At 38.3% G+C, this 25,644-nt stretch carries 25 protein-coding genes; 6 read left to right on the top strand and 19 right to left on the bottom strand.

The genetic code is table 11. The features are described from left to right. Positions 1–214: 214 nt before the first annotated feature. The 4 genes from hemY to M3210_RS04675 form a co-directional block, all read right to left on the bottom strand. Positions 215–1,618, bottom strand: a complete 1,404-nt coding sequence (hemY, locus tag M3210_RS04660; protein WP_251512036.1) for a protoporphyrinogen oxidase — start codon at positions 1,616–1,618, stop codon at positions 215–217. After that, entirely contained in the window at positions 1,605–2,546 is a 942-nt protein-coding gene (hemH, locus tag M3210_RS04665; protein WP_251512037.1) for a ferrochelatase, read from the bottom strand. The genes hemY and hemH overlap by 14 nt, the downstream gene beginning before the upstream one ends. Before the next feature lie 40 nt (positions 2,547–2,586). Beyond that, complete coding sequence (hemE, locus tag M3210_RS04670; protein WP_251512038.1) at positions 2,587–3,621, bottom strand: uroporphyrinogen decarboxylase; 1,035 nt, start codon at positions 3,619–3,621, stop codon at positions 2,587–2,589. Positions 3,622–3,728: 107 nt separating this feature from the next. Next, a complete protein-coding gene (locus M3210_RS04675) occupies positions 3,729–5,885 on the bottom strand; it encodes a transglycosylase domain-containing protein (protein WP_251512039.1) in 2,157 nt (718 codons plus the stop codon). A 164-nt stretch (positions 5,886–6,049) separates the two neighbouring features. On the opposite strand from M3210_RS04675, the gene M3210_RS04680 reads away from it, so the two are divergent. After that, positions 6,050–6,556, top strand: a complete 507-nt coding sequence (locus M3210_RS04680) for an antibiotic biosynthesis monooxygenase family protein (protein WP_251512040.1) — start codon at positions 6,050–6,052, stop codon at positions 6,554–6,556. A 50-nt stretch (positions 6,557–6,606) separates the two neighbouring features. Here the strand turns inward: M3210_RS04680 and M3210_RS04685 are convergent, their stop codons facing one another. From M3210_RS04685 to M3210_RS04720, 8 genes are all read right to left on the bottom strand, one after another. Next, on the bottom strand, positions 6,607–7,083 hold the full coding sequence (locus M3210_RS04685) for a thioredoxin family protein (protein ID WP_251512041.1): 477 nt from the start codon (positions 7,081–7,083) through the stop codon (positions 6,607–6,609). A 3-nt stretch (positions 7,084–7,086) separates the two neighbouring features. Next, positions 7,087–7,521: a disulfide oxidoreductase gene (locus M3210_RS04690; protein WP_251512042.1), complete on the bottom strand. Its 435-nt coding sequence runs from the start codon at positions 7,519–7,521 to the stop codon at positions 7,087–7,089. Between the two features lie 99 nt (positions 7,522–7,620). Next, positions 7,621–8,247: a response regulator gene (locus M3210_RS04695; protein ID WP_251512043.1), complete on the bottom strand. Its 627-nt coding sequence runs from the start codon at positions 8,245–8,247 to the stop codon at positions 7,621–7,623. Positions 8,248–8,259: 12 nt separating this feature from the next. Beyond that, positions 8,260–9,297 carry a sensor histidine kinase gene (locus M3210_RS04700; protein WP_251512044.1) on the bottom strand — a complete coding sequence of 346 codons (1,038 nt, stop codon included), beginning with the start codon at positions 9,295–9,297 and terminating at the stop codon, positions 8,260–8,262. Positions 9,298–9,308: 11 nt separating this feature from the next. Then, positions 9,309–10,070 carry a cell wall-active antibiotics response protein LiaF gene (gene liaF / locus M3210_RS04705; RefSeq protein ID WP_251512045.1) on the bottom strand — a complete coding sequence of 254 codons (762 nt, stop codon included), beginning with the start codon at positions 10,068–10,070 and terminating at the stop codon, positions 9,309–9,311. Between the two features lie 105 nt (positions 10,071–10,175). Then, entirely contained in the window at positions 10,176–10,820 is a 645-nt protein-coding gene (locus M3210_RS04710) for a phosphatase PAP2 family protein (protein WP_251512046.1), read from the bottom strand. A gap of 99 nt (positions 10,821–10,919) precedes the next feature. Beyond that, a complete protein-coding gene (locus M3210_RS04715; RefSeq protein WP_251512047.1) occupies positions 10,920–12,134 on the bottom strand; it encodes an ABC transporter permease in 1,215 nt (404 codons plus the stop codon). After that, positions 12,127–12,870, bottom strand: coding sequence for an ABC transporter ATP-binding protein (locus M3210_RS04720; protein ID WP_251512048.1), 744 nt, complete (start codon positions 12,868–12,870; stop codon positions 12,127–12,129). The genes M3210_RS04715 and M3210_RS04720 overlap by 8 nt, the downstream gene beginning before the upstream one ends. A 691-nt stretch (positions 12,871–13,561) precedes the next feature. Here M3210_RS04720 and M3210_RS04725 point away from each other — a divergent pair. The 3 genes from M3210_RS04725 (at position 13,562) to M3210_RS04735 (ending at position 15,291) form a co-directional block, all read left to right on the top strand. Continuing rightward, the gene (locus M3210_RS04725; RefSeq protein WP_251512049.1) at positions 13,562–13,993 is read left to right on the top strand and encodes an HIT family protein; all 432 of its coding nucleotides are present in this window, start codon (positions 13,562–13,564) and stop codon (positions 13,991–13,993) included. 191 nt (positions 13,994–14,184) lie between these two features. Continuing rightward, positions 14,185–14,706: a tryptophan transporter gene (locus M3210_RS04730; protein WP_251512050.1), complete on the top strand. Its 522-nt coding sequence runs from the start codon at positions 14,185–14,187 to the stop codon at positions 14,704–14,706. Between the two features lie 249 nt (positions 14,707–14,955). After that, positions 14,956–15,291, top strand: coding sequence for a YtxH domain-containing protein (locus tag M3210_RS04735; RefSeq protein WP_251512051.1), 336 nt, complete (start codon positions 14,956–14,958; stop codon positions 15,289–15,291). Positions 15,292–15,336: 45 nt separating this feature from the next. Here the strand turns inward: M3210_RS04735 and M3210_RS04740 are convergent, their stop codons facing one another. Beyond that, complete coding sequence (locus M3210_RS04740; protein ID WP_379597426.1) at positions 15,337–15,675, bottom strand: DUF1878 family protein; 339 nt, start codon at positions 15,673–15,675, stop codon at positions 15,337–15,339. A gap of 204 nt (positions 15,676–15,879) precedes the next feature. On the opposite strand from M3210_RS04740, the gene M3210_RS04745 reads away from it, so the two are divergent. Both M3210_RS04745 and M3210_RS04750 read left to right on the top strand, forming a co-directional pair. Next, positions 15,880–16,068, top strand: coding sequence for a hypothetical protein (locus M3210_RS04745; RefSeq protein WP_251512053.1), 189 nt, complete (start codon positions 15,880–15,882; stop codon positions 16,066–16,068). A 110-nt stretch (positions 16,069–16,178) separates the two neighbouring features. Continuing rightward, positions 16,179–17,120, top strand: coding sequence for a peptidylprolyl isomerase (locus M3210_RS04750; protein WP_251512054.1), 942 nt, complete (start codon positions 16,179–16,181; stop codon positions 17,118–17,120). A gap of 144 nt (positions 17,121–17,264) precedes the next feature. On the opposite strand, the gene M3210_RS04755 is transcribed toward M3210_RS04750, so the two are convergent. From M3210_RS04755 to M3210_RS04780, 6 genes are all read right to left on the bottom strand, one after another. Further along, a complete protein-coding gene (locus M3210_RS04755) occupies positions 17,265–17,459 on the bottom strand; it encodes a sporulation YhaL family protein (protein ID WP_251512252.1) in 195 nt (64 codons plus the stop codon). Positions 17,460–17,704: 245 nt separating this feature from the next. Further along, complete coding sequence (locus tag M3210_RS04760) at positions 17,705–18,931, bottom strand: HD domain-containing protein (protein ID WP_251512055.1); 1,227 nt, start codon at positions 18,929–18,931, stop codon at positions 17,705–17,707. A gap of 95 nt (positions 18,932–19,026) precedes the next feature. Then, entirely contained in the window at positions 19,027–22,029 is a 3,003-nt protein-coding gene (locus tag M3210_RS04765; RefSeq protein ID WP_251512057.1) for an ATP-binding protein, read from the bottom strand. Further along, the gene (locus M3210_RS04770) at positions 22,026–23,261 is read right to left on the bottom strand and encodes a metallophosphoesterase family protein (RefSeq protein WP_251512059.1); all 1,236 of its coding nucleotides are present in this window, start codon (positions 23,259–23,261) and stop codon (positions 22,026–22,028) included. Before M3210_RS04770 ends, M3210_RS04765 begins: the two co-directional genes overlap by 4 nt. 108 nt (positions 23,262–23,369) lie before the next feature. Further along, the gene (locus tag M3210_RS04775) at positions 23,370–24,626 is read right to left on the bottom strand and encodes an ABC transporter permease (RefSeq protein WP_251512061.1); all 1,257 of its coding nucleotides are present in this window, start codon (positions 24,624–24,626) and stop codon (positions 23,370–23,372) included. After that, positions 24,619–25,518, bottom strand: a complete 900-nt coding sequence (locus M3210_RS04780) for an ABC transporter ATP-binding protein (protein ID WP_251512063.1) — start codon at positions 25,516–25,518, stop codon at positions 24,619–24,621. The genes M3210_RS04775 and M3210_RS04780 overlap by 8 nt, the downstream gene beginning before the upstream one ends. Between the last annotated feature and the right edge of the window lie 126 nt (positions 25,519–25,644).

Here is a 25,644-nt window from a genome sequence, read left to right on the forward strand (position 1 = left end):
GTAATATTTATTTGGGTCATCTTTTCCTACCTCCATGTGTTGTTTTCTTGGTCGAAAATATTTTAACATGGGTCTGGAAGATGACCTATTTTTTTATACCTTTTTACACAATTATAAGGACGTTATCCACAAAGATACAATAGATCCGTTCTCTATGCACAAAACAGCCACCACCCGCAAATATACAAAAGGAGGCTATCTATAGATAGCCTCCTTACTTATCATCTAAAAAGCTTAAAGCCTCCATGGCTGCATTCTTCCCGTGGGTTACACAATCTGGAATACCAGCACCGTCATATGAACTGCCGACAATCTGTATACCCGGCAATTCTGTGCTAAGCTGATTGCGAATACGATCAACAAGTGCTCGGTGACCAACGTTGTATTGAGGTCTTGCATCCTTCCAACGAGTCACGACAACAAATTCAGGATCTGCCTTTATTGTCATTACTTTTCTCAGTTCTGTTAATACTGCATCTGCCAGCTCTTCATCTGTCTTCTGCATAAATTCTTGCTTATCAGGCAGACCAACATAGACACGAAGCAACACTTTTCCTTCAGGTGTTGTTGTTGGCCACTTTTTGTTTGTCCACGTACAAGCTGTGATTTCGATATCCCCTTCTCGGGCCACCTGAAAGCCTGTGCCATCCAAATCGTTTACAATATCAGAATCATTAAATGCCATGACGACATTCGCCGTAGAAATGGCAGGTATATGATTGAGTTCACTTACAAATTGATAATCGGAAAGCATTGCCGGTACTGCATTATGCTGTGAAGCAATAATAACAGCAGCTGCTTCTAGATTCTCTCCCGAATCCAGTTGAACGGTATACTCAGATCCATTCTTCACAATCTGCTCTACCTTTGTCTCCAGCATCACGCTGCCTTCATCTAATTTTTCATGAAGTCGAGTAACCAAAGTCTCCAAACCATCTTCAAACGAGAAAAATATTCCGGATGTCGTTTTCTTTGAAGGAGGAGCACTTGGCATACTCTCCTGCAAGCCTTTCATGACACTGCCGTACTTCTGCTCCAAGTGATAAAAATTCGGATAGGTGGCCATGAGACTCATCGCATCAATATCGCCAGAATGAATTCCAGCAAGCATCGGTGCAATCAAGCGGTTTACCGCCTCATCACCAAAACGACGGCGCATAAAGGCACCAAGCGACTGATCTTCCGCTGCCTCACCTTTCTCTATCTCCATTTCAGCTAATGATCGCTTTTTTCCTTCTTCCGTAAAAATATCGGTATCCAAAATCGCCTGCTCTTCTTTAGGCACTCCCATAAATGTACCAGCTGGAATCGGGTGTAATTTGCCATCTACAAAAATATAGGAGCCACCTGTTTGATTGAAAATCATTCCCTCTTCCAATCCGAGCTCTTTCACAAGTTCAATAATAGCAGGCTTTCTAGAAAGTAATGAATCAGGACCTTGTTCAATCAGAAATCCGTCCCGCTTCAGCGTTTTTATCTTTCCACCAAGGCGATCGGTTGCCTCAATCAGTTTGACATTGTACGGTAAGTTTCTGGATTTGATTTCCTGCTGTATGTAAAAGGCGGCAGATAAACCTGTTATACCGCCGCCTACAATTATAATATTATGCACGTGCATCACGTTTCTCTTGTTTTAATACAACCTCTGCCAACGTTTCAATGAATAGTGGGTGAACGTTCGGCATTTCTGGTCGATAATATTTTGCTCCCAATTCATCACAAACAACTTTACATTCATAGTCGTTATCATACAGTACTTCCAAATGATCCGCTACGAATCCAACTGGAGCGTAGATAAATGAACGGTAGCCTTTTTCATGGTATAAAATACGTGTCAAATCTTGCACGTCTGGTCCAAGCCAAGGTTCTGGAGTGTTTCCTTCACTTTGCCAACCTACATCGTAATTCGTAATGCCAGTTGCATCAGAAATCAGCTGAGCTGTTTCTTCCAATTGTTGTGGATATGGATCACCTGCATCCAAAATCTTTTCAGGTAAACTATGAGCAGAAACAATAACAACCGTCTCATCTTGTTCATCAGCAGACATGTTATCATAGATTTCTTTGATGCCGTCCGCCCAGAATTTAATGTAGCCAGGTTCTTTATACCAATCCACTACAGAAGTGAGTGTTATGCCATGTTTTTCAGCTTCTTTTCCAGCACGTTCATTGTAGGATTTGATGCTGAATGTGGAGTAATGTGGTGCCAACACGATTGATACTGCTTCTGTTATGCCATCTTTCTCCATTTGTTCTATAGCATCTTCAATGAATGGACTGATATGTTTTAAACCTATATAAACTTTATATTCCACTTCATCTTGTAACTCATTTAATTTATCACATAAGCTTTTCGCCTGGTCCTCAGTGATTTTCGCAAGCGGTGAAACCCCGCCGATTGCTTCGTAACGATCCTTTAAATCTTGAAGGGCTTCTGGCTCTGGTTTTCTACCGTGACGAATATGTGTGTAATAAGGCTCAATTTCCTCTTCACTTGTTGGAGTCCCATAAGCCATTACTAATAATCCTTTTACTTTCTTTGACATCATTATACACCTCGAGTTGTTAAATTTTCAGTTGAATATTTTAGCGTTTGCTGTATTCGTGGATAAGTGTAGTCAATTTCTTCAACATTTCCGGTTGAATTTCCGGTGTGACTCCATGCCCTAGATTAAAGACATGCTTACCTTGTTCCATACCCTCATCCAAGATACCTTTTGCACGCTTTTCAATGTTTTCCCATTCTGTCAATAAAATAACCGGATCTAGGTTACCTTGCAGAACTTTTGTTACACCCATTTCTCTAGCCTCTGTAATCGAAGTTCTCCAATCCAATCCGATAACGTCCACTGGCAAGTCATTCCATTCCAGGAGCAAGTGGCGAGCACCTATTCCGAATAGAATCAATGGTACATCGTGCTTCCGCAATTCGGAAAAGATCCTTGTCATTACTGGTTTAATGAATATACGGTAATCAGGAGCATTTAAAGAGCCTACCCAAGAATCGAAAATTTGAATGGCTTTCGCCCCAGCTTCCACCTGAGCATCCACATAAGTAATAATCATTTCTTCCAATTTATCCATGAGCAGGAACCAAGTCTCTGGTTCACGGTACATTAGCTGTTTCGTTTTATGGTAATTTTTAGATGGGCCACCTTCAATCATGTAGCTCGCTAGCGTAAATGGTGCACCACTGAATCCAATCAACGGAACTTCCAATTGTTCCTCCGTCAATAAACGAATTGTATCAAGTATGTATGGAATATCAGCCTTTGGATTAATCTTCCCAAGCGCCTCTACATCTTGGATGTTTCGGATTGGATTTTCAATAACAGGTCCAATTCCCGCCTTGATGTCGACATCGACTCCCATAGCTGGAAGTGGTGTCATAATATCCTTGTAAAGAATTGCGGCATCCACTCCATAATTCTCAACAGGAAGTCTTGTAACATAAGCACTAAGCTCCGGCTGATGTGTAATTTCAAATAGCGAATACTTCTTTTTAATTTCCCTGTATTCCGGCTGAGAACGCCCTGCCTGACGCATAAACCATGCCGGCGTATAATCCGTTTGTTCTCCACGGTAAGCCTTTAAAATCGTATCATTCATTTTCTTTGTCAATTGTTTCACCCTTTTGTCATAATCACTGTCACTAAACCTTAATATATCGATTTTCTCGACCGCTGTACATGAAAGCGATGGGAATGTCATCAATTTGTCTAAATTGGTCAATCAATTTCTACTGTTTCAGACTTTAGACTCTCCTGTTTTGTAAGAGGATCATAAGCTACGACATAATACTTATTATGCTTAAATAGTGCATGATTAATGATAAATTCATTCTCCCCTTCCACTTCACCGACCCGACGATCAACGCCTTCCCTATCTTCATATACCCGATAAACGACCCGATTATCCTCCAAACGTTCCCAAGTTATTCGGGCTCTGACTATTGATAATCCGCCAAATTCATAATTGGCTTTCACATTCGTAACGGGGGCAATTCGGACCGGCTCCTCCAATTCATTAATATCATTTGGCTTTTCAAAAGAATGTGAAAGAGGTTTGAGACTGTCAATTTTCGACAAAATATCCTCAGTCAACCGCTTCGGATACATGCTTCCACCAGTTAAAAAGTGCTCTTCATCCGACTTATCGTATCCTGTCCAAGTAGCAAATACATAGTCAGGTGTATAACCAACAAACCAAGCATCCTTGGCTTTACCTTCCACAAGCGGATGTTGCGTAGTGCCGGTTTTTCCAGCCATTGCCTTGGAGAAGGTTCCCGCTTCACCAGCTGTTGAATCGGCTGCCTTAGAGAGCATTTCAGTCATCATCCAAGCAACTTGAGGTGTGAATACTTCTCTTTCTTCTGTTTCCTTTTTATAAATTAACTTGTGGTTTTTATCGTAAATCTCTTCAATGGTATAGGCTTTTGCTAACTTCCCATCAGAAGCAAACGTTCGATAACCTTCAATTAAATTAAGAGGAGTAACACCTTCACTAAGACCGCCAAGCGCGATGGCCAGTCCTTCATCGTCAATATGCATGTCCATCTTTTCTAAAAATCCCTTTGCATAATCGATACCAATTTGATTAAACAGCCAAACGGCAGGCACATTTTTCGAAGTGACTAGACTATCATATAGACTGACAACTTTCTGATAGGATTGGTCCACATTTGCAACAAGATAATTTCTGTTCACAGATTGTTCATCAGGGAGCAAGCTATATGGTGTGTAATGATCATCATGCATCAAAGCCGGCCCGTATACAGCAAGCGGCTTAAATGCAGAACCAGGTTGGCGTTTGACGGTAACTCGATTCAAATCGCCCAAACGGTAACTTCTTCCACCAACTGCAGAAACTACCTTCCCGGTTTCCTCTTCCATCATCACAAATGCACCTTCTACACCATCTGTATTTCCGGGGAAATATTCATCTTCTTGGAACTTGTCATAGACGATTCGTTGAACATCATCATCAATACCTACTACAATTCGAAAACCTCCCCTTTTCAGGTAATCAATGGACAAATCTTGTATATCATGAGCTTCTTTAATGACAAGATCAACATAACTATCTGTCCAAGGGGTGGTTTCTTTTTCCATAATTTGTAAACCTAATGTTTTGCCTTGTTCCAATTGCTTTATTTCAGTGGAGATAAATCCAGCATCTGCCATCGATGCAAGTACGAGGTTTCTTCTTTCTATGGCCTTTTCAGGGTGGTTGATCGGTGAATAACCATTAGGTGCTTTAGCAAGACCTGCCAAGAGTGCACCTTCCGCAACTGAAAGGTCTTTCGTACGTTTTGAGAAATAAAAGTTTGCGGCCGTTTCGATCCCATAGACTCCGTGTCCAAAATATATCTCATTCAAGTAAAGCTCAAGGATTTCATCTTTTGAAAATTTTCTTTCCATATAAAGAGCCGCCATCACTTCTTTCGCTTTCCGGGTCCATGTTTTGTCATTATATAAGAATAGATTCTTGGCCAATTGTTGGGTAATTGTACTTGCCCCTTCCACCTTACTCATCGCTATTACGTCTTTGTAAACCGCCCGGATAACCGATTTCATATCAATACCGGCATGTTCATAAAATCGTCGATCCTCAATTGCGATATAGGCATCCTTGACATGACTAGGTATCTCTTCCATTTGGACATATTTCCGGTTCTCTTCATAAAGTTCAGCAATGACTTCCCCCTCAGACGTTTCAATGGTTGTCGTCTCTGCTAGAAGAAAAGCATCATCATTCACAATCTGACTTCCGAGGTAGATAATTAGCGCATAACCAAACAAAGCTAAACCGATAATAGAAGCTAGGATAATCAGAATCCATTTAAGTAGTTTATTTTGTTTGATTAATTCTAGTTGTTTTCCCATTATTCCACCTCTACCTTTGCATTATACGACAACATTCGTCATGCATAAAGTTTGAGGAACTCTGTTCAAATAATTTTCGTATTTACCGAATAAATATTAAATAGCGTACATCCAGATTTTTTCGGGTACAATATGATTAAAGACTATTAGAAAGGGGAATTCGCTTGAAAGCTCATATGACAAAAGGAACAATTGATTTTTTACAGAAACTAGCAGAAAAAAATCCTGACCAGAACATCAAACTGATGCAAAGCAATGAAGGTGGTTTAGCTTACTATGAACATAACCCAAAAAAGCTTTTCCAATCCGGAAGAACCTTTGAAATATTGGAAGAGACCGGCGTTATTCTGCAAAATGGCTATGTAGTGATGAACAATATTCCAGTTGCAGAGGAAAGCCAACCGATTTTTGAAGATCGTTTTAAAAAACGAAAGCAAGCTGTGGAAAATATGCCTGGATTTCAAGCGTTTCGTTTGCTGCGGCCAGAAAAAGGAGAAATCTATGTCGTTTTAACACAATGGGCTACAAAAAAACACTTTGAAGACTGGAAAGCTTCGGATGTATTCAGTGAAGCACATAAAAATGAAGCGGTAAAATCATCCTCTTATTTATTTAAGAATGCCTATGTTGCGGATTATATGATGTACGAAGAGGAAGAAGATCAGGCATAAAACAATGGGTCAATCAAGAAGTCAGCTTCCTGATTGACCCAGCGGCCTGTTTATTTGATTACAAACTCATTGAAGAACTTTTCATAATCTTCTTCAGCGTATTGCCCTTCCAGTCTTGCAACTTCTTTTCCATCTTCATAATGAACTAAAGTTGGGGTAGAACGGATACCAAATGGAGCAGCTTCGTTACCAAATTCCAGTAGATTTAATTTTTTCATGTCCACATCCATCTCTTCCGTCAGTGGCACAAGATAAGGAGTTGTGTTCTGACAATAGACACACTCTGGGCTGTAGAAGTACACGGTAGTAGGTTCGCCGCTTTCCACTCGCTCCACTAAATCATCCGGCAAAATTTGATTTCCGTATAAGGGATCATCCAATTGATCGATGGTCGATTGCTCAAGATCAGTCGTTCCATATGGATTGTCGCCTTCAAGGGCTTTATTGTTTTTATAATTGAGCGCGAAGTAAAGCGCACCGAATAGTACAACAATAACCAAAATAATGATCGTTAATTTCTTTCCCATTCGTTATTTCCTCCTCATTTCTTTCAGCAGAAACAGATGTAAAACAAAGATAACAATAAAAGCAACGCCCGCCATAAATGGAATCGTGATGAATCCAAAATAGTTCACATAGATGGCGTTACAGGGAACTGGTCCACCACATGAACCTCCCATTTCATGAAAGGCAGGAACTTTTTGAAGTAAATAATGATAAGAGGAAACAAACATGCCTATTCCACTTAAAATTAATCCCGCTAGACTCATCTTCACATCTTTTTTCCACATCGCTACACCATATATTACAACGAGCGGATACATCAAGATTCGTTGGTACCAGCATAATTCACACGGAACATACCCCACTACTTCCGAGTAGAATAAGCTTCCTGCAGTTGCTACAAATGCTTGTACCCAGATGATGAGCAAGAGATTTTCTGCTTTTTTCGTTAAGGTTTGCATAGACTAATTCCCTTCTGCATCATTTCCTTTTTCATTATACGAATGAGATTTTAAAAATACAATTTCTTTGCTTTTAAATATGTTGCAAATTCACGACTATTACAGTAATTGATTACGGTGGACATACACAGCAGCTTGTGTCCGATCTTTCACACCAAGTTTTGCAAGGATGTTGCTAACATGCGTTTTTACGGTTTTGATTCCAATAAATAAGTGCTCACTAATTTCCTGATTCGTCATCCCATTACCTATACATAACAGCACTTCCAGTTCCCGTTCCGTCAGTTCTTCATGGGGCTTCTTTTCTGCTTTTCGAAAGTTTGTCAGCATTTTCCCAGCCACTTTCGGTTCAATCACGTTCTCCCCTTCTGCAGCTTTTAAAATAGCTTGAACAATTTCTGTAGCCGATGAAGTTTTCAATATATAACTGAATGCCCCTGCTTCCAATGCAGGAAACACCTGCTCATCATCATAAAAGCTTGTCAAAATGATTACTTTGCAATTTGGAAGCGACTTCACGACTTTCTTCGTCGCTTCAATTCCATTGCCATCCTCCATCATTAAATCCATTAATACGACATCAGGTTTTTCTTTTTCAATAATCGGTATACTTGCGTTCCCACTGCTTGCCTGTCCGACGACTTCTATTCTTGGCTCTGTTTTTAAATAGGCTATAATCCCTTTTCGTACGACTTCATGATCGTCCACTACAACAACTTTCACCATGTAATATCCCCCTTAGCATGGAATTCTTATATCGATATAAGTGCCTTCCCCTTGTTTCGAACGGACTCGGAACGTACCCCCTAGTTCTTCACTGCGTTCCCGCATCGTTCTAAGCCCGTAAGAAGTTTTCTTTCTGCTGTCTTCTGTCATATCAAAACCTTTTCCATCGTCACGGATATGGACGAATAATTCTTTACGCAAATTTCTGATATTTAAATGAACAACAGTGGCATCTGCATGTCGAAGTATATTTGATAGTGCTTCTTGGATAATACGAAAAACATGCTCTTCTGTTGTTTCCGTCAAAACGAGGTTCTCCTCAACCTCGACTTGAAAATCGATGGTACTGCGAACTTGCAGTTCTTCCACTAGTTTTCTAATTCCTTTATGTAATGGGTCACCTGATAAATGGACCGGACGGAGATGCAACAGTAATGCCCGCATTTCAGTTTGAGCTTGTAACGCCATGCTAGCTACTTCTGTCATCTGTTCCTTTGATACTGCAGGATTCGTCTCCAATTGTTTCACCGCTGCTTCGGACATCATAGTCAACGCAAATAGCTGTTGGCTGACTGCATCATGTAAATCCCTCGCCAATCGTTGGCGTTCTTCAATCACGGCTGATTTATGAGCAGATTTTGCAAGTTCCGCTTTTTCATCTGCCATCCTCTGCAAGGATTTCACTTGGTCCATCAATTTTTTCCCTAATTCATTCAACTCATTGCCTATCCGTGTAACTTCATCTTTCTCCTCAAAATGCACACTCGATTGGTAATTCCCATTTGCAAACTGTGTGATCAGAACAGACAATGAATCCAATCTAGATTTTAAATTCCCGCTTGCTGTAAACCCCGTATAGAGTGCAATTATTAGTCCTATAACAAGATATGCTCCAATAAAAAGGAATATCGATAGGGCAGAAAGCCATTCCGGTTCGACAATGACATAGATGGATAGGAAAACTGCAAGGAGCGATACGGTTGTCATTACCAATCCCGACAGATGGGAATGAATAAAAATATAACGAATGCTCGATAATCTATTTTTCATCCTGTAACCCCCTATACATGATCAACACGAATGCTCCCTGCCTTTAATTTGATAAATAAATCTATTTTACTTACGGCTGCTTCATAACCTTCCGTCTCATATTTATAGGAACGGTTCACTCCTGCCCAGTCATTGCCAAGAATATCAATTTCCCCGGCTTTCACATGAGCTTCGATACGAAACTCCACATTTTCCGGCATGAGAATATGAACATCACCAGCTAATGAACGAATGGAGATTGGCGTCTCCTTCTCTGGAATAAATGCCTTAGTAAAATCAAGGTAAAAATCCCCTGCAAATGTGTTTATATTCATCGGTTCCACTTTCCAATTCGGTTGGCTATAATCTTGGCTCCCAACCGTGAAATTTTGTTTTTTCACATATTGGCTTTTTTTCTCGTCATCATCTTCAAAAGTAAAAACAAAGTTGCCGTTCTGACCTCTTTCAATTCCGATTAATAGAAAACCAAAGTAAATAATAAGCAATGGCCAAAGTTTGAAGATATCCTTAAAATAAAAAGTGAGCACTTCAAAGCGATCCAGTATTAACAAACCGCCGAAAACAATAAAGAATAAACCTAAAAACCAATGTGTTCCCCATTTACGTAGATAATCGTATAACCATTTGATCCCAATAGCTAAAATCAAAACAGGATATAGATGATGCCAAATTGTTCCAAATCCAAAATCAACAAAGCCGAAATTAGCTAGAACGAGCATAACTCCTACCCCGATTAAAAACACCGCTATAAAGTAACGAATGAGATTGCTCATCCAGATCACCATCCTTCTATACACGCAAGAAAACAGGCTCCCTTGTCTATTTATATTTTATATGTTGTCTAACTGTACGTGAACCATCTACAGCACGCTCTCATCTCAGCCTTTAGACGGATATCTTTTCTTTATTATAAATTCGTACAGATAGATAGAGCCGATTAATAAAAGGAACCCAAAGAAAAAACCTGCAAGCACGTCTGTTAAGTAATGTACGTTGATAATGTATCTGCTGATTCCAATCAGGAAAATCAGTATGGTAAATGAAATTTGCACAGTGAGGATAGCCCGTTTGGATTTCAATTTCTTTGTAATAAAGTACGCTAGCAGTCCGTAACAAAAAATGGACACCATCGCATGCCCAGATGGGAAGCTGTATCCTTCTGCATTTAGGCTGACGGAAATGCTTGGACGCTCCCTTTCAACTAAATGTTTAATAAAAACATTAACTTTATGGGTAAGGTACGTACCACCACCGAAAAATAGTGCCGGTAGCCAGTGCCGAAACCAAATGAATAACAAGATGGTGACGACGACTACAAAGGGATATAAAAAGAAACTTGAACCGAGATTTGTTATTAATGAAAAAGGTTCATAAAAATAAGAGTTTACAAGCCATGGAACCAGTAGGATTGTTCCTTTATCCACATAGGGAAGATTACCTTGCAGCAGCTGAAAGATCCAAATGCCCATTACCACCAATACGATAATGGAAAGACTGATAAGAATTCTCTTTTGTTGTTTCATCATCAACCTCCAACTGAGAAATAAACATGATTTCATTATACTAAATAATTTGATATTTCTTAGTGTAAAAAAGCATTCCGCATAACTGACAGAATGCTTTTAAACTAATTTCTTTTTTACATAGCCGTTGATAAATAAATAGGTAAAACCAATCCCTGCAACTAGCGCGAGAAGGAAACCTGTATACTCTTGTAAAAATATAAACAATAAAGCAAACAAGATGGTTTGGACAATACTTAGCTGATAAATGATTTTCACTAAAGCACGTTTTCTATCCATTTTTTCCAACGGATAGATATCGAGCCACATAATTGTACGATGATGCTGGTATAGGGCCATCATTTGAAAACTGCTTAAATAGAGAAACAAAACAACAAATATCAGTTTTACCCATACATTCGGAATAAGAAAGATGAACAATCCGCCAATGATAATTAAACGAGTGTACATCCCAACGTAGTCTCCACTTCGGACAAATGTTACGCGGAACAAATAATCAAAAGAAAAACGTTTTTCAAAAGGAATATTCCGAGTTACAAGTGAAACGAGCCATTGACGCTTTTTCACACGATTTTTAATATGGGGTACGTCACTAAACATATTGGCGACACGATAAAATGCCTGCATACTATTTTGATCTTTTTCCAATAACAAGTCCCATACAATTGCCCCTTGCTTCTTGGATAATGCATAATTATAAAGAAACAATGCAGCAAATAATACTGTTACTATACCAGCTGCAACCATATTCCCTGCTACAACAAAATAAAACACAAGAATATTCATCACCGTTCTTACGATTAACTCCAATCTGCGATGATTACTATCCCGCACTTTATACATCCACCAATTAGCAAGTAGATTAGCGATCTTATAGATGAGTAAAACGAGAATGGTCAATAAATAGAGCTTCCCTTCTCGTGCCGGGAAACTTGTTGTATATAACGGCCCTAAAGCGGCGGAAACAAGAAATAGAACATAAAGTTGAGTAACGAAACTATAGATGATCGAATTTCGAAAATATGGCTTCATCTTCATTTCAGCAGGAAGCAGAAATACTAAGTCCGGCTCTTGCAGCAACGTCCGGACTGGACTATAAGTTACAACCAAACCAAAGGCAATTCCGATAATAATCGCTGTAGGGAAGTTTTCGGGCAGCTGGGCTAACCAGGCTTGATAGTAATAAGCGACTGCTGCGATAAAGAAGAAAAGCACAATAGCAATATGCCCATTGAAAATATATCTCGTATACCGTCCCAACTCTTTTATATGAGAAGAAAGACGTTTTTTATAAAAGGCATGCGCATCAAACATGGCTATCTTCCTTTGTTAACTGTAAATATAAATCATCCAATGTCGCATCAGGCATCTCAAAGCTTTTTTGCAGATCATTTAAGGTGCCATAAGCCCGGATTTCACCCTCATGTAAAATAATAAATCGGTCACAATAGCGTTCCGCCGTTGCAAGAATGTGCGTGGACATCAAAACTCCAGAACCCTTCTGCTTCATATCATCCATGAGTTGTAGATAAGATGAAATACCAAGCGGATCAAGCCCAACAAAAGGCTCGTCTACAATATATAGTGGTGGTTCAATTAAGAAAGCACACATAATCATTACCTTTTGCCGCATCCCTTTAGAAAAGTGTACGGGAAACCAGTTCAACTTTTTCTCCATGCGGAACTCTTTTAGTAAAGGGGGAAGCCTTTTTTCGAATACATCTTCAGGTAAACCATATGTCATTGCCGTAAGTTTCAAGTGTTCATGTAAAGTCAATTCATCGTACAGGATAGGCATTTCAGGGATGTAAGCTATTTTGTTACGATAGCCAGTCGGATCTTCTTGAAATGTCTTGCCATTTACTACAATTTTTCCTTTTTTCGGCTGCATCAGCCCAATGATATGTTTAATTGCTGTACTTTTTCCTGCACCGTTCAATCCAATCAGTCCTACAATTTCACCTGGATACACGTCAAAGGAAATACCATGTAAAACGTTTTTATGCGTATATCCACCATGTAGTTCATCGATATGCAACAAAGATTCCACAAAGCCTACCTCCTTCATACTTCTTTTTATTTTACCACAGTTTAACTGGCCATAATACTTCAAGCTCTGGTTGAAAGACCTGATGTATGGTCGAAAATTCCATTTTCGCCGATCTCCGTATTACCAAATTATACCTGTAACCTAAATTAATTATATGTATAAACATCTCGGTTCTGAACAAAATATAATCGAAGGCGGCAAAGTGCAATCAGAAATTTGATGACAAACACAAATGAGGTGTTGAGGATGCCAGGTTCGGTGTTGAGCTCAAATTATTAATTTGATGTCTGACACAAGAAGAGGTGTTTATAATGCCCGGAAAGTGTTAAGTTCAAATAAAACTGCTTGCAGAAACAGCTTGTTTCTCTCATTCTTTCTTGAGCATTAATCCCGTTAATTCTCGAGAAAGAATCTCTGTAAACGAGACATTTTCACTCCAGGTTTCGTTTACCTTCCCCACTAGTAAGCTGCTGCACGTCGCATTTTGTTGCCTTCTTAAAGCAGGCTGGTTCTCCCCCTTGGACCAGTCCTGTTTCTGTGTTTAGATCTATTCATGTACATACACCTCTTTGGTTAAAACAACCATTCAATTCCGACATCTGATATCTCTTCTCCCCCACTCTATTTTTTGAATTTTCATGACCCAAAGAGTACAATGAGAGTACCATTACATACAAGGAGTGAAGTTAGAATGAGTCATGAGGATTGTATTTTCTGTAAAATTATCGCGGGAGAAATTCCTTCCGCCAAGGTTTATGAAGATGACCATGTGTATGCATTCCTGGACATCAGCCAAGTAACAAAAGGGCATACACTAGTAATTCCAAAAACACATACGAAAAACATTTATGAAACACCACCAGAGGTTGCCAAAGAATTGTTCGAGCGTGTTCCAAAAATAGCGAATGCAATTAAAGAAGCATATCAACCAAAAGGAATGAACTTGCTTAATAATAATGAAGCTGCTGCTGAGCAATCCGTATTCCATTTACATCTTCACCTGATTCCACGCTATGGTGAAGGAGATGGATACAAACTTGGATGGACAACTCATAATGAAGACTATTCAGGTGAAGACTTACAGCAAATCGCCAGTGATATCAGTAGTAAAATAACTGAATAATACTTTATGTACAGCTTCACCTTGGACAAGAAGGTGAAGCTGTTTAATTTATCAAAAATTTCTAAAAACTTTTTTTAATTATATCTACACATTTTTATGATGTTCTGTTATAATGGGACTAATATTTCGCAGCTGACAATGAGTGTACAGTTGGAGATAAATTAGATGAGAAGAGAATAGGAGAGATTAGAATGAAAGTTAGAGTTCTAATTATTTTATCGTTACTTGTTGGAATTGGTGCGGTGTTGCATGCAATTGTACCTCCAATATTTTTTGGAGTAAAACCAGATATGCTGTTGTCGATGATGTTTTTGGGAATCTTCTTATTTCCAAAACCGAAATACGTTCTATTGCTGTCTTTAGCAACTGGGATCATGTCGGCATTAACAACAGGTGCTCCTGGTGGCCAAATTGCCAATATGATCGATAAACCGATAACTGCATTTATCATCCTTGGAATTTTCCTTGCAGTAAAGAATCGCTTAAACGGAAATGTTACTGCACCTATATTAGCTGGAGTTGGAACTTTAATCAGTGGCTCTATTTTCCTTGCAGTCATTTCGATTATTGCAGGAATTCCAGAAGGCGGATTAGTTTCTTTATTCCTGCTTGTTGTCCTACCGGCAATGGCAGTAAACGCAGTGATTATGTTAATCGTTTATCCAATTGTACAAGGAATCTTCAAAAGAACAAATCCCGTATCAATTTCATAATGTACACCTTAAAAACCTCTGACACAGCTCAGAGGTTTTTTTTGAGCTATTAAAATAAAAACTTCACTTGAACTTAACTTTAGCAAGCGACTTTCCTTTTCGGTTCATTCGTATCCAATTTTATGCTTTATATTTAGCACCTGGTCTTAAATCTGTTATAATAGAATTATGATATCCTCTTCCCAGTCATGTTTTGGAGTTCTGGGAATGGTGAAATAGAGCAGTAAATGAAGAAGGGAGCAAATCCGTATGTCAAGTAAATCATTATTTCTTGGACTCCTTGTTGGAGGCGCAATTGGCGCATCTGCGGCACTGTTAAGTACACCAGAGTCGGGTCGTGATGTCAGAAACCGAATTAAAGATCAGCTTGTGGAAATGAAAAATCTGATTAATAATTTAAAAGATCAGCTTCGGGAAACTTCAAAAGAAGGTGTGGTTATCGTCAAGGAGCTGACAGAAGAGATGAAAAAATCTGTAGAGGAATGGAAAGAAACAGTTGAACCTCATCAAGAAGGTATATATCAGTATCTGGAACAGATTGAAGCTAGCTTGAGAGACCTTGAAAATAAAGTGAAAACTATTTAGGTATATAGTTCATAAAAACACTCCTAGCTGCATCTAGGAGTGTTTTTATGTCTCATTTTTGAGAATCTTGATATACTCATCCATCAACTCGGGAAAATAATTCTCTGCCCTTAGCGCAAGTATCGTTTCTGTCGGATTAAGCTTTTCATTTAAGCAACCAGCAAACTCAATCAAAAGTGAACTGAAGTCAAGCAATCCTTCTTCTTTTTGTTCTTCATATGTAGCTTGCTGCCGCTCGAGAAGATCAAAAAGTTCTCTATATTCATCCTCACTGATATGATGCTCAATAATTAATTTAATAAAAGGGTATTGATCCATGTCAATGATTCTGGATAATAATTGTATTTGAAAAGAAGTTATTTTATGTCTATCTTCCTTCAACACGAAATCCCCCTCCGCAACCAGCATCATAATAAAATAATACATCTAGTATGTAAATAATACCATATATTACATGCGCTTAGAAGTAAGAAAGTTTACAAAATTTAGATTGAAGAGTGTCATAATTCAATTTAAACTGTTCAGGAAGTCCAATTTTTGATAGAGTAAAGAATATAGATTTGGAAAGAGATTCAGGGGGTTTTTGTTTTGATAATTATTTTCTATGGTGTATTTGCATTTATTGTATTATCAATATTTAATACAATGACACATAGTTTCTGTCAAAGGATGGAATTAAATGAAATGCGAACGAAGAAAGTTTATAAAGTGATTAACATGATTATGGTAACGATGTTGGTTTGCTCTTATCTCCGTATATTAAATGTGGCAGTTTAAAGGTATTTTTATGTTATTCTTGGATTTCCTATTTATTTCATCTTAAAGTATGATATATTTAACATTATGAAAAAAATGTAAAAGACCATATGGTTAGGAGTGTTGATGAGATGAAGAAATTAGCTACCTTAGCAATTGCTACAGCAAGTGCTCTTACACTGGCTGCGTGCAGCTCAGGTGATTCTGAGACTGTTGTGGAAACGAGCGCAGGTAATATCACAAAAGAAGAGTTCTACGAGGAATTAAAAGATCGTTACGGTGAAGAAGTTTTATCAGAGCTAGTTACCGTAAAGGTTTTAGAGGATAAATATGAAGTGACGGATGATATGGTACAAGCTGAAATTGATAAAGCAAAAGAACAATTCGGCGAAAACTTTGATATGGTTCTAATGCAAAGTGGATTTGAATCAGAAGAAGACTATGCAGATGTACTTTATATCAGCCTTTTACAGGAACAAGCATTATCCGAAGATATTGAAATAACTGAGGAAGAAATTAAAGAACATTATGAGCGTACTAAATATGAAATCGATGCTCAGCATATCCTTGTTGAAGACGAAGAAACAGCGCTTGAAGTAAAAGAAAAACTTGATGACGGTGAAGACTTTGGTGAGTTGGCTGCCGAGTACTCCATGGATGGAACAGCGCAAGATGAAGGTAACTTAGGATACTTCTCCACTGGCCAAATGGTACCTGAGTTTGAAGAAGCAGCATACAACATGGAAGTCGGCGAAATCAGTGACCCGGTACAAACAACATACGGTTACCATATCATTAAAGTAAATGATATTCGTGAATTGGAAGATGTGGAAGAGTTTGAAGATGTAAAAGACGATATCCGCAGAGAACTACAAATCTCCAAAATGGATATGTCTCAAGCAGCTAGTAAAATTGACAGCATCATCCAAGAAGCTGATGTAGATGTAAAAATCAAAGAATTCGAAGACCTCTTCACTCCAGCCGAACAAGAAGAACAAACTGGAGAAGAGGGATCTGGTGAAGAAACCGGTGACGAAGATTCTGAAGAAAAGGATGAAGAAGCAAAAGGTTAATTTATGATGAAAGAGTCCTGCATAACGAATTTGGCTCTTATACATTAATCTTCTGTGTAGAAAGTTGCACAGCGCCTTTCAAACCTTATAAAAGCTGCCCCCACAGGAGGCAGCTTTTATTTTTGTATAAGGTATATCGTTATGTTATGACCCTTGACGGTCTCTATTTGCCTTCTTTTCCTTTTCCTCTCTAATCCGATCGATATATATTTGGCCTTCCCTTTCGATAAACTGCTCGTCTAATTTTCTTTCTGCATGCATTGCTCGAAATGCCATATATCCACTAAAGAAGATAAGCAAAATTACAATAAATACCCATAAAGGAACGCCACCAATCATCATTCCTTATCCCTCCTTGTCCAAGTTCTTCCTGTTTAACTATATGAACTGGAAGAGTTAAACATTCCTCATAACATTTAAATGAATCTATAAAAGCTGGAACAACGATGAACCTACTTAGAGCTATGGAAAACATGCCATTCTACCATGAGTAGTCATCTAGTCAGCAAAACCTCTACTATATTGCCATATTTATCAGCTGTCAGCCCAATAAAAAAGCCCTCTCATCCGAGAGGACTAGACATCTATTTTACCGCTTCTGTATTTTCATATCTACTATCCAGATAGTCTACAATATGGATAATAAATCCCTCCATTGTCTGAGGCCTGACACTTGCCCCCCACTCCGGCAATCCGTGATGACATAAAATGCAATGAGAGATAAGATGAATTTCTTCAAGTGGAAGAGCAATTCCTTCCTGCTCTACGATTTTAGTCAGGATGAGGGCTCCATATGGAATATGCCCGACCATCATACCTAATTCATCCATTGTTATACCAGTTTGCTTCCTTCCCTGCAAACTTGTTTGGATAGCAGTTGGATATAGAAAGTCAAAACCGGTGTATCCTTTACCAGCAAAGTCGTATTCTAAAATTTTACCGATATCGTGTAATAGAATACTTGTCAAAAGAGCATCATAGTTTACTTGTTCTTCTTTATGCTCCATCATACCGGTTAACATCTGGTAGAGATGATCAATTGTATCCTTCCAAACAAGCTTCTCACCTTTGCCATCATTTTTGAGGTGTGACCACAACTCTTTTTTATAGGCTTTTTCTACAATTTGAATCAGCTTCATTACCGCTTGAAAAGGATCCGCTTCTTGTTTTAATACGAATCTAGCAATGCGCATCAGTCCAATAGTATGCTTTAATAACCCGCCCAAATAATTATGGTGGAATCCTTTCGCTGCTGGACTGATGGAAAACTCATTCCAAAATCGATTCATCAAAGCAATGGATAGCTCATGATACGGTGTTGATAATTCATTGAGATAGGTGAAAAGCTCCACCGTAAAATCTTCCATATTTTGTTTCGTATATGGTAAAAACGAAAATGGATTAATTTCTTCTTCACAAGGTTCCAGTCTGTAGATCGTGATTGATTTAAACCCACGGAATTCATCAACGACCCCTTCAATATCAAATATAGAGTAGTTTTCCAACAAAGGTAAGTGTCGTTCTACAGCGCCTTGGTTGTCCCACATTTTCGCCTGTATCGTACCGGCATTATTACTGAACGTCATTTTTAAAAATTGATTATTCGTTTTTGTCGTCTGCACATTCATGTCATTCAGCAGCACCCGAATGGAAACCGTAGCTCCTTTTTCTTGTTGTTCGAGACTGAAATTTTGATCTTCATCAGGCAATACAGGAACTGGGAAATCCCGTAAAATCTGCTCCCTTTCCGTAGGGGTCGCCTCCACCTCAATTGGGATTAAGCCATAAAAATAATGCTGTTTCTCCGACATATCAATCACTCCAAAACTCACTGTCTATTATTTTATTCTATTTTACCATTCGTTTTTACCACACGAAACACTAAAATAAATAGTCTTTTATTCTATCATTCACTTATCGCAAAATGAGTGTTTTTCACAGTCTCTGTTTCTCCAGTCAAACGAAAGATTGAAATCCCCAGTTCTTCACAAGCTTTTACTACATCGGATTTACAAGAGAACATAATCATTTGTTGTTCTATTGCAATTTTTTGTAAAACATCCATCATTCTTTTTACGCGGAGTTCATCAAAATGAACAAAAGCATCATCTAAAATAAATGGCAACTGATGGTTCTCTGCAATCACTTTACTGATTGCAAGTCTCAGCGAAACATATAATTGATTCATCGTTCCATGTGACAATTCATCCACACGATAACGCACTCCATCATGGGACATCACTTGAAATGGTTGTTTGCCTTGTGGTGATAAAACCGTTGTATAGCGGCCAGCTGTAATGATGCTGAAAAAGCCAGTTGTTTCTTCGAGCACTTTGGATAAGTACTTTGTTTGGTATCGCTGTTTCGTTTCGACCAGTACTTCTTTTTCCATTTTAATAATTGCCCATTCTTTTGCCAGTTGATTCAGTTTTTCTTTTTCCAATTCGAATTGGTGCATTTTTTGCGAATAAGCTTCTGATCCTTCTAAACGATTAAGTTCTGCGTTTACTTCTGCAAGCAGAGCGCGCGTCCGTTCAATTTCTTTATGGTTCTGATGCTGGTTATTCTCCAACTCTTTTTGTCGCTCGCTCAATTCTAGCTCGTCCAACTGTTCATGGATGATACTCTCCCATCTATTGTCAGGAAAAATCACTTCGAGTTGCCTTTGATTAGTCTCTACATCTTTTTCAAATTGCGCTTTATCCGCTACATATATTGCATTTTCGTAAAATTCTTCTTCTGTCTGAGCATGTCCTGCCTGCAAGAGTTCTGCGACTTCTCTTTTATGAACATTCATTCTCTCTACAATTTCTAAACGTTTCTCTTCTATTTCTTTCATAAGCTCCATGTAATGAGATTGACGTTGTTTCAATTCCATCTCATTTTCTAATCGTTTTTCAATATAAACAAAAGCCTCAATGGCAGCTGAAATGGAATGATCAGAATCAAGCTTGGTGACAAAGAATATGATGGAAGCCTCCAATTGGTTTAACTCTACCCCAATTTCATTAAGTTTGCGCAAATGCTGCTCGTATTCGTGATGTGTAGCAAGCAGCTTCCTTAAACGATGATAATAATCCAGCCAATAACTACTGTTGATATTTTTAAGAAATGGGTATGAAGTATATTGCTCTTCAAATTGTTGCCTAAGTCGTGCTTCTTTTTCTAACAGACTCCGCTCTCTTTCTTCCAATTGCATAAACTTAACTTGCTGGCGTTGTATATCCGACTGAATTTGCTTCATTTCATTTCTTATTTGTTCCACATCATCCAACTGTTGCTCTAACTTCAATACTTCTTCTTCAGATAATGTTGTATTACTTTCAAATTCCAATGGAGTATTTAATACTCTCTCCATCTCTTTTACATTTTGCTTGATGAATATATTTTGACCAGCACTGAGTAGAAAGATGATGGCAGCAAGTCCAAAAAGAAAAGTTTGTTCTAAAACAATCGCTGAAACAGAAACAAGTAAAGCTATTACTATCCCTGTAATTAGGTACAAATTTGTTTGTTTGATCTTTTTATTTTTTTCTAATGCGTAACTCTTCTTACGTTGTGTATTCGCTTCGTAAATAGCCTCAAGCTGAATAGATTCCTTTCCTTGCTTTAATCTTTGCTTGATTTTAGTAATTTCTGTTTCAGGTAAGAGGGCTGCATTTTTCTCTTCTAGTTGCTCGTAGTTGTATTTCTCTTCTTCTATTAAAGAACGTTTTTCCGCTTCTAGCCTAATTGTTTCTTGAGCGAGCCTTTCTTTATCTTCTTTCAACTGTTTCCAGGTCTCTTCAATATAGAAAGGCAGAGATACTTCTGATAGCTCTTCTTGAGTAAGATCGATGTGTAATTCATCTAGCTCTCTCGAAATTTCCCGTTTCAATTCTGCCGTGACTTCTTGTAATTCTTGTTGTTTATCTATTAACTTGGCATATACTTGTTTTTGCTCTAGCTTCGTCCTTAATTCATCAATAAGTTCTTGATTCAATCTTTGATCGTCGATCTCAGCAAGATTTCTTCGATAACTATCCTCATTTTTTCTTAGAATTGCATATTCACTTTCCAGCGGACGAAGAGAATCTTTTAACTTCTCCAGTCGTTCCACACCATGGATGGGAAAATCGATGCTTTTTTGAAACGCCTGTCGCTTACTCATTAAGTGTTTATATTCTTGAAGAAACGGAAAGGCCGTACGCATCTTTGTGAGCAGCTTATTTTCCTTTTCCAATTCCTGCTGTTGATTTTTCAATGTTTCCAATTTATCTTTTAGAGACTGTGATTCAATCGTTTTCTCACGGTACGTAGCTTCTTCTTGTTGAATGGCAGCTAGTTCCTTCTTCAGTTGTTGAAGAAGCTGAAGCTGTTGGTTGATGGTCGGATTTTTACCATTAGGCTTAAACAATTCTCCTAGTCGTGTCTCCAATTGTTTTTCAACCCGATAAACATTACTTGAGCCAGTTAGTCCTATACTTAAGAGAACGTCACTAAGCTCTTCTTCATGCATATCTTTTATTCCATTCAAATCCAATGCAGAAAAGGAGAATATCGAGTCAAAGGTGTCCTTATTCATTCCTTGAAGCCTTTCCCTTAACCAGTCTTCCCCATAGACCTCCCCTGTAGCTGTCATACATGTAGCCTCACCGTTTTTTACATGATCGAAGCGTTCAATGGTGAATTCCCCAATTTCAGAATCCGACATGACTAGGTGTCCACCCATTTTACTGCTCGTTTTTGGTTGGTACCATTTACGTTGCTTCGGTGGCATACCAAATAACATGAAGAGGATAAACTGATGAAAGGTGGATTTCCCAGATTCATTTTCACCAAAAATAATGAATGGACCTTCACTTGGGAATTCAATTTCCATATCCACCCATTTTCCAAATCCAAATATTTTGGCCCTTACAATCTTCATCGGCTAGCCCCTTTCAGCAATTCATCAAATAAACGATTCCCAGCTTCTTGCTTCCATACTTTTTCTTCAGTCCTTGTAGGTAAATCAAGATACTTTCTAGCTTGACGATGTTGATACAATTCTTGAAGATGAGAAAGTCCATCCGTGTTCTCGATAATCTGCTTGAGTTCCCCGAAGAAATGTTCACCGTAACTTGTTTCATCGATGGCAAGTCTCTCCTCCATGGATACTGCAACGTTAAAAATATACCTCCATGGAATTTGGTTCGATAATGACTCATTGATAATGTCAATCAGTTCATCCAGCTGTCCATTTATTTTCCATTTCTTCAGCTCACTATTCTGTCCAGGCAGATTGATGTCAATGAGCCGTGGAGTACCTCCCTCGAGTTGCTTTATATTCTCCAGAACCATTGCCTCCAAGTCGAATATCTCCTTTAGAGAGGATACATCTACGCTTAAATTGGTGAATTCAATCTCTTGTAGGGGTATAAATGTAACATCTGTTTTATGTGATGCCAGCTGAACGTAATAGCACCCTTTCTCTCCTGTTTCTTTACGATGCCGTCCTTGAGTGTTTCCGGGATAAACAATATATGGTTCTTCCTTTAATACCGCTCGTTTATGGATATGACCCAGTGCCCAATAATCAAAGCCCTTCATAGCGAGATCTGAAATTTGAAACGGGGCATAAGGATCATGCTCCTCATCTCCTTGTACACTACCATGTAGCATAGCAATATGGAATGGAATGTCTCGATTTTCGACCTCATATTCCTTCGATTTATTTTCAGTGACTGCTCGATTCACGTAACTGAAGCCATACACTCTTGCAAGAGGCTCACCATTTTTTTCATACACGAAGGACCGTACCTGTTCATCAGGAAAAATATGTACATTATCTGGATACGTTACTTGATGAATATTTCCATTAATAAAATCATGGTTGCCATAGCTAATGTAAACAGAAATAAGGTGCTTCTGCAGCCGTTCGAAAGCCTTCCTCAAATGAATTTGAGCTTTAAGACTTTGTTTTTCATTATCAAAAAGATCCCCAGTAATCAAAACGAAATCAACCTCGTATTCAATTGCAGCTTCCACGAGATGGGTCAATGCTTGAAATGTACTGTCCTTTATTTCTTGAAATAAATGGCCCGGTAAATTGGTCAACCCTTTAAATGGACTATCGAGATGCAGATCAGCTGCATGGATAAATGTAATATTCCGCTCCATTTTATTGCCTCCGAATTTATGATTAGTTTCATTTTAACAGATTAAGAATGGGAATGCACGTTCTGCTAGGGAGAAAAAGAAAAACCGGGACAAGAAGATATCCCAGTTTTACTTTTCTTTTTTGGATAAACGTATCGCTTTCGTGAAATCTTTTAGTGAGCCTGATTTACCATACATAAGTACTCCGCCCTTATAAACTCTTGCCCCAATCAATCCCATGATCATTATAGTTAAAATCAAGATACCAATAGATAATCCAATTTCCCAAAGCGGAAGATTAAGCATACCAATCCGCAATATCATTACCATCGGTGCAAAAAACGGGATGAAAGAAGAAATCGTTACAAGTGTAGATTCCGGTGCTCCCAATCCAAACATAGCAACTAAAAACGCAATGACAATCAGAATAATCATTGGTGTGATCAGTTGGTTCACATCTTCTGCTCTGCTTACCAATGAACCGAGCATGGCTGCAAGCGTGGCATACAATGTGTAGCCTAGTAAGAAGAAGATAATCGCATAAATGATCAAATCCATTGGAATATTAACTAATCCAAATGAATCAAGCATACCGCCGACAAGCTCATCCTTCTTACTGTTGATCAACACCAACCCAACGCCGACTAACAGGAGGATTTGTGTCAAACCAACAAGTGCAACTCCGAAGATTTTAGCGAACATATGGGAAACTGGTGAGGCACTTGATATTAAAATTTCCATAACACGGGATGATTTCTCATTTGCCACATCTTGAGCAATCATCTGACCATATAAAATAACAACAATATACATGAAAAATACCATAACATAGACGATTCCTTGTGCCTGGAACATTTCTTCCATTGTTTTCGCATCGTCATCAAGCGCAACGGTATCAAAAGAAATAGGTGCATAGATTTCCTGAATAGTCGCTTCATCCACACCAGTCTGTTCAATCGAAATAGCTACTTTAAGATTTTGCAGTTGTTCCTGTAACGTAGTCTGTGTGGAAGAATCGGTGATGTTATTTGCAAAATAGGTTGCTTCCGGCAGATTCTCTTGATTCAGCTCTACGACAACAAGTGAATCGTACTCTTCATCTTGAACAGCCGATTTTGCATCTTCTTCTGTTCCTGTGAATTCCACAAGTTCTAGTTCTTCATCTAGTGTTTCAACACTTTGTTTATAAGGTTCAAATATAAATCCAGTTTCATCAATGATTGCGATTTGATCTTTGCCATCATCATCACCGAAGAAGTCCATGATTGATTGAAAATTAACCGCAGCAACGACAGATAACAACAGGAGTGCCGTCATAATAATAAATGTTTTAGATTTTATCTTTTCCAAGTACGTATGTTCAAGGATAACCCAAAATTTATTCATAGGAAGCACCTACCTTTTCAATAAAGATATCGTTCAATGAAGGTTCTTCCAAGTCAAATTTTCTTATAAAACCTTTATTCTGTAATGCCTGGAAAATATCTTGGGAGACATTCTCATTTAAAATTTGAAGTTCGCAGCCTTCATTATTTCTCCGATATTTTACTACACCAGGAAATTCTTTTAAAAACTCCAATGAAAAATCGGCATGAATGCGTAAGTTCTTCTTTCCGAAAGATCGTTTTATTTCCCTTAACGCACCTTGTACTACTGGTCTCCCCTTTTGCAAAATACAGAGGTTCTCACACAATTCTTCCACCACTGCCATTTGGTGGGAAGAAAATACAATTGTAGTCCCCTGCTCTTTTAAATCAAGGACAGCTTCCTTCAACATCTCCACATTTACCGGATCAAGTCCTGAAAAAGGTTCATCCAAGATAAGCAATTCTGGTTTATGAATTACCGCAGAAATGAATTGGATTTTTTGTTGATTCCCTTTGGAGAGTTCTTCCACCTTTTTATTCATATATTCCGGTACTTTAAAACGTTCCAACCATTTTTCGAGTTCAGGTAAAATATCCGGTTTTGCCATTCCACGTAGTTTTGCTAAATATGTAATCTGGTTCTTTACGGTAAGTTTCGGATACAATCCCCTTTCCTCTGGTAAATAGCCAATCAAATGATTCTTATCATAGCTGATTGAATCATTATTCCAAGTAATTTCACCTTCTGTTTTATCCAATAAACCTAACAACATGCGGAATGTCGTCGTCTTCCCTGCTCCGTTTCCCCCTAAAAATCCAAACATCTCATTTTTAGGAATGGTCAAATTCAAATTATCTACTGCAGTAAAGTCGCCAAACCGTTTTGTTACATTATTTATTAATAATGTCATAGTCCTATCTCCTTTCCATTTTGTATTACGGACTAATGAATCAAATGGTTTCGTTTGATTCAACTTTATTTTTCGCATTATCTCTTATAATGAATTATAATAAAATTAAAAAAATAGGGAGGAACG

It is taken from the genome of Oceanobacillus luteolus, assembly GCF_023715655.1.
Taxonomy (GTDB): domain Bacteria; phylum Bacillota; class Bacilli; order Bacillales; family Amphibacillaceae; genus Oceanobacillus; species Oceanobacillus luteolus.

Excerpts from the sequence above, each read along its gene's own strand:
- M3210_RS04730 (WP_251512050.1), top strand. The coding sequence starts at position 14,185 with ATGAAAGTTAGAGTTCTAATTATTTTATCGTTACTTGTTGGAATTGGT.
- M3210_RS04775 (WP_251512061.1), bottom strand. The coding sequence starts at position 24,626 with ATGAATAAATTTTGGGTTATCCTTGAACATACGTACTTGGAAAAGATA.
- M3210_RS04725 (WP_251512049.1), top strand. The coding sequence starts at position 13,562 with ATGAGTCATGAGGATTGTATTTTCTGTAAAATTATCGCGGGAGAAATT.
- M3210_RS04695 (WP_251512043.1), bottom strand. The coding sequence starts at position 8,247 with ATGGTGAAAGTTGTTGTAGTGGACGATCATGAAGTCGTACGAAAAGGG.
- M3210_RS04685 (WP_251512041.1), bottom strand. The coding sequence starts at position 7,083 with ATGGGAAAGAAATTAACGATCATTATTTTGGTTATTGTTGTACTATTC.
- M3210_RS04755 (WP_251512252.1), bottom strand. The coding sequence starts at position 17,459 with ATGATTGGTGGCGTTCCTTTATGGGTATTTATTGTAATTTTGCTTATC.
- M3210_RS04750 (WP_251512054.1), top strand. The coding sequence starts at position 16,179 with ATGAAGAAATTAGCTACCTTAGCAATTGCTACAGCAAGTGCTCTTACA.
- M3210_RS04780 (WP_251512063.1), bottom strand. The coding sequence starts at position 25,518 with ATGACATTATTAATAAATAATGTAACAAAACGGTTTGGCGACTTTACT.
- M3210_RS04700 (WP_251512044.1), bottom strand. The coding sequence starts at position 9,297 with ATGAAAAATAGATTATCGAGCATTCGTTATATTTTTATTCATTCCCAT.
- M3210_RS04690 (WP_251512042.1), bottom strand. The coding sequence starts at position 7,521 with ATGCAAACCTTAACGAAAAAAGCAGAAAATCTCTTGCTCATCATCTGG.
- M3210_RS04735 (WP_251512051.1), top strand. The coding sequence starts at position 14,956 with ATGTCAAGTAAATCATTATTTCTTGGACTCCTTGTTGGAGGCGCAATT.
- hemY (WP_251512036.1), bottom strand. The coding sequence starts at position 1,618 with ATGCACGTGCATAATATTATAATTGTAGGCGGCGGTATAACAGGTTTA.
- M3210_RS04715 (WP_251512047.1), bottom strand. The coding sequence starts at position 12,134 with ATGTTTGATGCGCATGCCTTTTATAAAAAACGTCTTTCTTCTCATATA.
- M3210_RS04770 (WP_251512059.1), bottom strand. The coding sequence starts at position 23,261 with ATGGAGCGGAATATTACATTTATCCATGCAGCTGATCTGCATCTCGAT.
- hemH (WP_251512037.1), bottom strand. The coding sequence starts at position 2,546 with ATGTCAAAGAAAGTAAAAGGATTATTAGTAATGGCTTATGGGACTCCA.
- M3210_RS04760 (WP_251512055.1), bottom strand. The coding sequence starts at position 18,931 with ATGTCGGAGAAACAGCATTATTTTTATGGCTTAATCCCAATTGAGGTG.
- M3210_RS04710 (WP_251512046.1), bottom strand. The coding sequence starts at position 10,820 with ATGAAACAACAAAAGAGAATTCTTATCAGTCTTTCCATTATCGTATTG.
- liaF (WP_251512045.1), bottom strand. The coding sequence starts at position 10,070 with ATGAGCAATCTCATTCGTTACTTTATAGCGGTGTTTTTAATCGGGGTA.
- M3210_RS04765 (WP_251512057.1), bottom strand. The coding sequence starts at position 22,029 with ATGAAGATTGTAAGGGCCAAAATATTTGGATTTGGAAAATGGGTGGAT.
- M3210_RS04675 (WP_251512039.1), bottom strand. The coding sequence starts at position 5,885 with ATGGGAAAACAACTAGAATTAATCAAACAAAATAAACTACTTAAATGG.